8 protein-coding genes are annotated in these 8,675 nt (G+C 72.7%); 3 read left to right on the top strand and 5 right to left on the bottom strand.

What is annotated here, in order from left to right:
• Together treY and treZ are read right to left on the bottom strand one after the other, a co-directional pair.
• Positions 1 to 1,664, bottom strand: a 1,664-nt coding sequence (gene treY, locus ACIY1X_RS21655) for a malto-oligosyltrehalose synthase (RefSeq protein ID WP_399684601.1), incomplete at its 3' end; no start/stop codon positions are given.
• Positions 1,657 to 3,495: a malto-oligosyltrehalose trehalohydrolase gene (gene treZ / locus ACIY1X_RS21660; RefSeq protein ID WP_399684604.1), complete on the bottom strand. Its 1,839-nt coding sequence runs from the start codon at positions 3,493 to 3,495 to the stop codon at positions 1,657 to 1,659. The genes treZ and treY, both read right to left, overlap by 8 nt.
• Before the next feature lie 255 nt (positions 3,496 to 3,750).
• Here treZ and ACIY1X_RS21665 point away from each other — a divergent pair, with 255 nt between their 5' ends.
• On the top strand, positions 3,751 to 4,074 hold the full coding sequence (locus tag ACIY1X_RS21665; protein WP_038205715.1) for a hypothetical protein: 324 nt from the start codon (positions 3,751 to 3,753) through the stop codon (positions 4,072 to 4,074).
• A gap of 117 nt (positions 4,075 to 4,191) precedes the next feature.
• Here ACIY1X_RS21665 and ACIY1X_RS21670 read toward each other — a convergent pair whose 3' ends face one another.
• The gene (locus ACIY1X_RS21670; protein ID WP_038205717.1) at positions 4,192 to 4,413 is read right to left on the bottom strand and encodes a hypothetical protein; all 222 of its coding nucleotides are present in this window, start codon (positions 4,411 to 4,413) and stop codon (positions 4,192 to 4,194) included.
• Between the two features lie 164 nt (positions 4,414 to 4,577).
• On the opposite strand from ACIY1X_RS21670, the gene ACIY1X_RS21675 reads away from it, so the two are divergent.
• Both ACIY1X_RS21675 and ACIY1X_RS21680 read left to right on the top strand, forming a co-directional pair.
• Complete coding sequence (locus tag ACIY1X_RS21675; RefSeq protein WP_038205860.1) at positions 4,578 to 5,105, top strand: flavodoxin; 528 nt, start codon at positions 4,578 to 4,580, stop codon at positions 5,103 to 5,105.
• A 218-nt stretch (positions 5,106 to 5,323) separates the two neighbouring features.
• Positions 5,324 to 6,637 carry a trypsin-like peptidase domain-containing protein gene (locus ACIY1X_RS21680; RefSeq protein ID WP_399684607.1) on the top strand — a complete coding sequence of 438 codons (1,314 nt, stop codon included), beginning with the start codon at positions 5,324 to 5,326 and terminating at the stop codon, positions 6,635 to 6,637.
• Between the two features lie 13 nt (positions 6,638 to 6,650).
• On the opposite strand, the gene ACIY1X_RS21685 is transcribed toward ACIY1X_RS21680, so the two are convergent.
• Both ACIY1X_RS21685 and ACIY1X_RS21690 read right to left on the bottom strand, forming a co-directional pair.
• Positions 6,651 to 8,117, bottom strand: a complete 1,467-nt coding sequence (locus ACIY1X_RS21685) for a phenylacetate--CoA ligase family protein (protein ID WP_399684610.1) — start codon at positions 8,115 to 8,117, stop codon at positions 6,651 to 6,653.
• Positions 8,118 to 8,219: 102 nt separating this feature from the next.
• A partial coding sequence (locus ACIY1X_RS21690) for a YcjF family protein (RefSeq protein WP_399684613.1) occupies positions 8,220 to 8,675 on the bottom strand: 456 nt, incomplete at its 5' end.

The following is an 8,675-nucleotide window of genomic DNA, read 5'->3' on the forward strand; positions in this document are numbered from 1 at the left end:
GCCAGCGGGAACCAGCGGTAGAAGGCGGTGTCCTCCACGCCCTTGGCCGCCACCGGCGCGCTGAACTGCTGGAAGCGCGCGGCGAAGCGCTGCACCTGCTCGCGCAGCGCCTGCGGGACCTCGCCGCCGGCCGGCGCCTCGCCGCGCAGCGCCAGCCGGACGAATTGGAAGATGCTGTCGTCCGCCAGCTCGCTGCGCGCGCGCGCCGCGTCCACCGCTTCGTCGATCAGGCGCCGGTCCTGCGGCGAGGCGCCCCGCTCGGGCGTGACGTAGGTGCGGTACACGGGCATGCACGCCGCCACGCCGGCCAGCGCGCGGCGCAGGTTGTTCAAAGTGAAGTCGCGTGTGCGCCGGTCGGCGCGGGCGATGCGCAGCAGCATGGCGGCCAGCATGGTCATGTCGGACGCCAGCGGGTTGGCGACGACGCTGCGCTTGGCCTCGATGGCGATCTCGGAGAAGGGCCGCTTCTCGCCGGTGAAGGTGCGCCAGATGCGCCCGAAGGCGGCCTCGGCGGCGGTGTCGACCAGGACGCCGCCGGCGACGTTGGCGAAGCGGTAGCCGGTGGTGCCGTGGATGGCCCACTCTCCGGGCACCTCCTCATGGCCGGTGGCGATCTTCTCGGCCACCACGTACAGCGGCCGCCCGGGCCGGCCCTCGGCATCGATGCCGGGCGGCGGGCGGCCGGCGCGGCGGGCGTAGCCTTCCTGCAGGCGCGCGAAGTACTGCGCCGGGTCGCGCAGGCCGTCGGGGTGGTCGATGCGCAGGCCGTCCACCCACCCTCGCGCGGCCAGGTCCAGCGCGAGGCCCTGGGTGGCCTCGAAGACCTCCGGCCGCTCGATGCGCAGCGCCGCCAGCTCGTTGATGTCGAAGAAGCGCCGGTAGTTGATCTCGTCCGAGGCCACCCGCCAGAAGGCGAGCCGGTAGTGCTGCGCCTCCAGCAGCGTGTGCAGCGCGTCGCGCTCGCCCGGGCGGTTCCAGGCCGCGAGCGCTGCCCGCACCGCGCGCTCCAGCGCGGGCTCCACCGGCCGTTGCCTCAGGGCACGAACGGCATCGGCCGGTTCGCAGGCCATGCCCTCGGCGCGGGCCAGCACCTGCGCGTAGGTGGCCGGCGCCAGCGGGAAGCGCTGCGACTGGTAGCACACGACAAGGCGGCCCGCATCGGCGTCGAGGTCCAGCACCAGTTCCCCCGCATCGAGCACGCGGCCGTAGGCGTCGCCCAGCACCGGCAGCAGCACCTTGCCGCGCAGGTCGGCGTCCATCGGCTCCCAGTCGATGTCGAAGTACCCGGCGTAGGCGGAGGCCGGGCCGTTCTCCAGCACGTCGGTCCACCAGGGGTTGTCGGCGCCGAGCACGCCCATGTGGTTGGGCACCAGGTCGAGCAGTTGGCCCAGGCCGTGCGCGCGCAGCGCCTGCGAGAAGCGGCAGTAGCCTTCGTGTCCCCCCAGCTCGGGGTTGATCTCGCCGTGCGCCACCACGTCGTAGCCGTGGGTGCTTCCGGGCCGCGCACGCTGGATGGGCGAGCAGTAGACATGGCTCACGCCCAGGCGCTGCAGGTACGGCAGGATGGCGACGGCGTCGTCGAAGGTGAAGCCGGCGTGGAACTGCAGGCGGTACGTGGCGCGCGGTATGCGGGCGGCCGGCAGCGTGTCGGGGGATTCATGCATGGGCAGCCTCCGCGAGCGCGACGCACAGGCCGCCGGGTGCCAGCGTCAGGCCGCCGGCCGGGTGGCGCCGGCATCCCTGCCGGTGGATGACGCGGCCGGTGGGCGCGGCCGCGCGCCGGGGGGAGTCGCCGAAGTGGGCGACCATCTGCAGGTCCGCCGCGCGGCCGCGGCCGACCAGGGTCCACTGGAGGTAGAGCACGTCGCCCTGCACCTTCCATCGCCCGGAGCCGGGCCGCGACGGCAGGTGCGGCACGATGCAGCGCGCCCGCAGGGCCAGCAGCGCGCGCACCGCCGCCAGCGCCTCGCGGTGGCCGGGGCGCCCGCGCTCGGCGCGGTCCAGGTGCGAGGCGGCAAAGCTGCTCTCGGCATTCGGATCAGGGATGCGCGCCCGCACCTCGGCCTGCGCGAAGGCGGCGAAACGACTGAACTCCTCGCGCCGGCCGTTCGACACCGCCTCGGCCAGTTCCGGCCCGAAATCGCAGAAGAACAGGAAGGGCGTGCGCGCCGCCCATTCCTCGCCCATGAAGAGCATCGGCACGTGCGGCGACAGCAGCAGCATGGCGCGCGCAAGCCGCACGGTCTCGGGCCGCGCCAGGGCATCGATGCGCTCGCCGAAGGCGCGGTTGCCGATCTGGTCGTGCGTCTGCAGGTAGGAGACGAAGGCGGTGTGCGGCAGGCCGCCGGTGGGCTCGCCGCGCCTTTCGCCGCCACGGTACACGGAGGACCGGCTGCCGTCGTACACGAAGCCCTGCGCCAGCGCCTGCCCGAGCAGCGCCAGGGGCTCCTCGGCGAAGTCCGCGTAGTAGCCGTCGGTCTCGCCGGTGGCCAGCACGTGCAGCGCATGGTGCAGGTCGTCGTTCCACTGCGCGGTGGCGGCGAGCGGCCGGCCGTCCGCGTCGCGCGCGAGCCACTGCGACTGGTTGAGGTCGTTCTCCAGCACGAGGTGGATGGCGCGCTCGCGGCCCGGGCCCTGCTGCACGGCCTCGGCCAGTTCCGCGACGAGGTGGCGCGGCGAGTCGTCGCGGATGGCGTGCACGGCGTCCAGGCGCAGCCCGTCGAAGCGGAACTCCTCCAGCCAGTACAGGGCGTTGTGGACGAAGAAGCTGCGCACCGTGGGCGCCTCTTCCGCGTCGAAGTTGAGGGCCGCACCCCACGGCGTGCGGCGTGCCGGATGGAAGAAGGCGGGGCTGTGCGCGTGCAGGTAGTTGCCTTCCGGGCCGAAGTGGTTGTAGACCACGTCCAGCAGCACCATCAGGCCCAGGCCGTGGGCCGCGTCGACGAACGCCTTGAGCTGCGCCGGCGAACCATAGGAGGATTCCGGCGCGAAGGGCAGCACGCCGTCGTAGCCCCAGCCGCGCGCGCGGGGAAAGTCGGCCAGCGGCATCAGCTCGACGGCAGTGATGCCCAGCGCGGCCAGTTCCGCCAGCTTCGCGCGGGCCGCGTCGAAGCTGCCCTCGGGCGTGAAGGTGCCGACGTGCAGTTCGTAGATCACGGCCTCCTCCCACGCACGGCCGCGCCAGCCGCCGTGCCGCCACTCGAAAGCCAGCGGATCGACCACCTCGCTGGGGCCGTGCACGTCCTGCGGGTTGCGGCGCGACGCCGGATCAGGCACGTGCAGGCCGTCGGGCAGCACGAAGCGGTACAGGGCGCCGGCCGACGCCTCGGGCACGTGGCGGGCGAACCATCCGCCTGGCTGCGCGGCGAGCGGCAGGGCCGTCCAGGCATCCGCGGCGCCGGCCGGCTGCCATTCCAACCCTACCTCTGCCACACCCGGCGCCCACAGGCGGAAGTCCACGCCCCCGCCCGCCGGCAGGGCCGCACCGAAAGGCATGGCATGACGGAATCTCATGAGCCCCAGTGTGATGCAGGAGGCGCCGTGCCGGTTCGGGCGCCGCGCCCGCCGAGACCGCGTTCCGATGTCGCCCGGATTCGATGGCGCTGTAGGAGTTCAACCCCGTTTTCAACGCGGGGTTTGCAAAGAGGGGCGGGGCTGTGCAAGCATTCGCGGTGCGCTTCCTCTGTCGCCAGGAATGCGCGGACAACGTGCGTCGTTCGTCGATGGTCAACGAGTCAAGGAGGTAATGCCATGGCCATGGAACTGCTCAGCCGGATTGCGCGCTCCCGGCTGCCACTGACGCTGAATGAGCCCGAGGATGTCGATGGCGTGCGGCTTCTGCGCGCGGCCGGCCTCGTCATCGCGCTGGTGCCGGCCCCGTCCGATCCCCTGATGCTCTCGGGCAAGGCCACCGGGGCCCAGGTCCTTGCCATCACGCAAAAGGGGCTGGAGGAACTGGCAAGCGTGCGCATGAGCTACCCGGAAAGAAAGGATCCTGCGCCCGGCTGGCGCACCTGGATGCCGAGGTTGCGGCCAGGCCGCCATCGCGGCGCGGAACCGCGCCCGGGCGCCTGAGCCGGACGGCCCGCCGCGCGCGTCGCTTCGGCGGCGGGCTTGAACAGTTCAAGATTCGACCGCGGTCCCCTCCGCAACAAGAGGTGGTGGGCCGCCTGCAATCGCCCCGGCGCCGCACTAGCCGTCGATGGGAACGCCGCCGGCAAAGCGGGCGGCCCACTGGTCCCACAGTTCGCGGTCGACCGCTCGCCAGCATGCGCCCCAGCCGCCCAGGGCGCCCATCTGGGTGGCCCAGCCGCCGAGCAGGCTCCTCTGGAAGTTCACCCACAGAGCCAGCCAGTCGTCTCCGAGCGGCACTGAGACATCGTCGTCGCGGGCCATCACGATCTCCTGCAGCATCAATGCACGAAGCATAGGAAGCGGGGCCGCGCCCGGCTTGACGGGCGTCAATGGCACCCCACGAACGGCACGGCGCCCGCCCGCATGGCTTGCTTGACGCATGTCAACTCGGGGGCGGACCCGCGGTCCTACATTGATCTCCAGCGCAGGAACTGGAGATGACGATGAGCAACGCCCTGGTGATCTTCTACTCGTACACGGGGACCTCCCGCCGCGTGGCGGAACTGCTGTGCAGCCAGCAGAACTGGCGCATGGCGGAGGTCCTGGAGACCCGGCCGCGACGCGGCGCGACCGGCACCCTGCGCTGCGTGCTCGATTCGGCGCTGCGGCGTCGGCCGCGCGTGCGCTACGAAGGGCCGTCGCCCAAAGGCTTCGATGCCGTGGTGCTGGTGTCTCCCATCTGGATGCAGCGCCTGGCCGGTCCGATGCGCAGCTTCATTGCCGAACGCCGGGCCGACCTGCCCCCTGCCGCCGTGGTGAGCGTCATGGGCGGAACCGGCGCGCCGGATGCCATCGCGGAAGTCTCCCGACTGATCGGGCGCGCGCCCCTGCTGAGCACCTCGCTGTCGATGCGCAGCATCGACGACGGCAGCTGCGCTGCCCAACTGCAGGCCTTCGGGACGGCCATCCGCAGTGCCGAGGAATCCAGCGACGTCGTGCGCCCCGCGGTGCTGTCGCCCTCTGCCACTTGAAGGCCCGCCGCGGCAGCGGGCCGCCCCGACGCCCGGCCCCGCCTCCGGCTGCCCCGATGCCCGACGCCCGCCACACGCCAGCGACGAACCGGCGCCTGGCCGCGTTGGCCTGCATCTGGCTCCTGGGCGCATGCCTCCTCGTCGGCTGCTCTGCCGTTCCTGATGCGCCGAGGCGCCCCTCGGCCGATACGGCACCGGAGGCAGCCTTCTCCGCGCTCGTGGCCAGCCGCAGCGCCAGCGTGGTCGACATCAGCACGCTGCGCATCGGGCGCGACGCCTCGGAGGCCGACATCGACCTGGAATTCGCGCCGGAACTGGACTTCGCGGACCGGCTGGCCTGGCCGCTGCCCGCCACGGTCAGGGTCAGCCAGATCCGCGATCTCGCGTCCGGCGTCATCCTCACCAGCGACGGCGTGATCCTCACCAGCGCCCACGTGGTGGCGGGCATCGACGAGGCGCACGTCCGCCTCGACGACGGACGCCGGCTTCCCGCCAGGGTGCTCGGCGCCGACGCGCGCAGCGACGTCGCGCTGCTGAAGATCGAGGCCAAGGGCCTGCAGCCGGCCGTCATCGGCACCTCCTCGACCATCCGGCCCGGCGACTGGGTGGCGGCCATCGGCGCACCCTTCGGCTTCCATGGCAGCGTCACCTCCGGCGTCGTCAGCGCCATCGACCGCTTCATCGACGGGGCGGGCGACATCCCCTTCATCCAGACCGATGCGGCCATCAACCCCGGGAGTTCGGGCAGCCCGCTGTTCAACGCGCGCGGCGAGGTGGTCGCCATCAACTCGCTGATCTTCAGCGGCAACGGGGGCTACATGGGCCTGTCGTTCGCCGTGCCGATCGACCTCGCCATGAAGGTGGCGGCGCAGTTGCAGGCCGACGGCCGGGTGCATCGTTCGCGCCTGGGCGCGGAATTCCAGGAAGTGACGCCGGCGCTGGCCGAGGCCTTCGGCCAGGACGGGCACGCCGGCGGGGCGCTCACCGTCCGGGTGGCGGCCGGCGGCCCTGCGCAGGCAGCCGGGCTGGCGCGGGGCGACATCGTCACGGCATTGGACGGCGCGCCGGTCGGCCACTTCACCGGCCTGCTGCGGCAGATCGCCGCGCGCCCGGCCGGCAGCCTCGCCCGCCTGGCAGTCTGGCGGGAGGGCGCGCAGCGGACGATCTCCGTCACGCTCGCCGAGGAAGCGGCTTCCAGGAAGCCCGCACCACCACCGTCCGAGCTGCCATCGGCTGGAAACGATGAACTCGGCCTGAGCCTGAGCGAACTCACGCCCGCGCAGCGACGCCTCCTGGGCAGCGACGGCGGGCTGCTGGTCCGCGACGCCGTCGGGGCGGCGCGCAGCGAGGGCATCCGCGCCGGCGACCTGATCGTCGCGGTCAACGGGGTGCGGCTGGACCGCCTCGAGGACTTCCGACGCGGCCTGAAGACCGCGCGACCGGGGCGGCACGTCGCGCTGCTGGTCCTGCGCGAGCACCGGATGGCCTACGTGGCGATCCGGCTGCCGGCGGTGCGGGGCGCGCCGCCGTGACCGGCAGCCTCGCTCACCGGCAGGGCGCAGCGACCACCCGCGGCACCTTGCCGCTGCGAAGGGCCCGGGCGGCTTCGCCGCTGCGGCAGTCGATGCGGATCCCCTCCGCGCCCTGGCTGCGCAGGAAGTCGCCCAGCGCACGGCGGGCCCGGTGCAGCGCCTCGTCGCCTTCCACGCCCTGCAGGCCCGTGGACAGCAGCAGATCGCCCGGCCCCTGCTGCACGAGCTGGAAGTCGTACAGGCCGGCCTGCTCCTCCAGCACGGTGCTCAAGGCCAGCGGCAGCACATCCACCGTGCGGTGCGCGCGGCCGCGCAGGCGCAGGGTGTCGTCGCTGCGGCCCTGCACCTCGATCACGGGCAGGCAGGAGCCGCATGTGCACGCGCAAGCGTGGACGACGACCCGATCGCCGAGGTCGTAGCGGATCAGCGGCTGGACGTGGTTGGCCAGGTTCGTCAGCAAGGTGGTCGCGCCGGGCTGGCCCGGCGGCACCGGCCGGCCCTGCGCGTCCACGCATTCGAGGATCGCCCAGTCGCTGTTCAGGTGCAGATGCCCGTGCTCGCACTGAAAAGCCAGCGACAGGAACTCCGACGCGCCGTAGCTGTTGGCGACCTGGCAGCCGAAGGCGTCCCCGATGAAGCGGCGCTCGGCCTGCGAGAGATCCTCGCCCCCGGTCCACACCTCGCGCACCGGCAACCGCAGCCGCCCTGCCCTGCGCTCCCGCGCGAGCAGCATCGCCGCGCTGGGGTAGGTGGCCAGGACGGTGGGCGCGAAGTCCTCCAGCGCGGCGACGATGCGCTCGACAGGCCACAGGAAGGACACGCTCCGCAGCCGGCCGGCGAGCAGGGGGTTGAGGCGGCGAAGGCGCTCGATCGACACCGTGCTGGCGAAGTGCCCGTCGATGGCGCCGACGAAGGCCACGCGCTCGCCGAGCCACCACGGATCCAGCATCCGCTGCAGCGGGCGCAGCAGCGGGCGCCGCCATGCCTCCAGCGCATCGTTCACCGCCATGGCCAGCGCATCCTGCACGAAGATGCCGGGCTCGCCGCTGCTGCCCGAACTCTCCCACACCACGTAGCGGCCATGGAAGGCGTCCGCGATGCGCCGGCCGTCGCCGACGAAGCGGCGCAGCGCCGCCAGCCGCAGGCAGGGGTCAGCCACCCACCGGTCGAAGTCCCGCATCAACTCGCCCTTGCGCATGACCGGCAGATCCTGCAGGCGCAGGCGCGACAGGTCCCGCCCCCTGAGCATGCGTTCGCACAGCGGCGAGTGCCGCGCGGCCGCGCTCAGCAGCCGCTGCAGCCGGCGCGCGCGGCGCGCCTCCAGCCCCTCGGGTCCGGCTCGCGAGGCCAGCGCCACGTCGGCCGCGACGGAACTCCACAGCCACGGGTCGAGCGCAGGCGGCGCCCCTTGGGAGAACGTGCCGTGGTTTCCGGGCGCGGAATCCGCGCGCGGCCGCTTCGGATGTGTCGAGCCGGTCATGGTGCCTCCAGGTCGCTCGGCATGCAGGGTCACGCCGGCAGTGGCCAGCTTGACACCGGGTACGGGCAGTCGCTTGACGTGCGTCAACGTCCCGGCGCCTGCTCAGCCGCCGCGCACCATCTGCAGGATCTTCGCCGCGTTCAGCCCGCGCGCCGTCTCCTGCATCTGCGGCAGGTACTGCGCCTGCAGCTGGCGGCCGTCGGCCATCACGTGCTGGTAGGCATCGCGCAGCATCTGCGTGCCCAGCGTCCGGCCGCCGGCGTAGTACTGGTTGGCGACGTGGCCCAGCGCATAGGTGGCGGCGAAGCTCATGCCGCTGCTCACCGCCTGGCGGCCCAGCCCGCCGAGCAGGCCCTTGCCCGCCCTGCCCAGCAGGCCGCCGAGCAGCTTGCGGCCGGCCTGCTCCAGGTACTGCGAGGTCAGGCCCACGCCGAGGGTCGCGAGCAGGTCCTTGATGTGGCCGCTGTCCAGCTCGTAGCCGTAGCTCTGGCCGATCTGGTAGACCAGCCGCATCTGCAGCGGGATGATGGCCAGCGTGGACAGGTTCTCGGGCAGCAG

The sequence above is a fragment of the Xenophilus sp. genome, assembly GCF_044462705.1.
Taxonomy (GTDB): Bacteria; Pseudomonadota; Gammaproteobacteria; order Burkholderiales; family Burkholderiaceae_C; genus Xenophilus; species Xenophilus azovorans.

Bases quoted from the DNA above. Each gene is read 5' to 3' on its own strand.
- treZ (WP_399684604.1), bottom strand. From the start codon at position 3,495: ATGCCTTTCGGTGCGGCCCTGCCGGCGGGCGGGGGCGTGGACTTCCGC.
- ACIY1X_RS21665 (WP_038205715.1), top strand. From the start codon at position 3,751: ATGGCCATGGAACTGCTCAGCCGGATTGCGCGCTCCCGGCTGCCACTG.
- ACIY1X_RS21670 (WP_038205717.1), bottom strand. From the start codon at position 4,413: ATGCTGCAGGAGATCGTGATGGCCCGCGACGACGATGTCTCAGTGCCG.
- ACIY1X_RS21675 (WP_038205860.1), top strand. From the start codon at position 4,578: ATGAGCAACGCCCTGGTGATCTTCTACTCGTACACGGGGACCTCCCGC.
- ACIY1X_RS21685 (WP_399684610.1), bottom strand. From the start codon at position 8,117: ATGACCGGCTCGACACATCCGAAGCGGCCGCGCGCGGATTCCGCGCCC.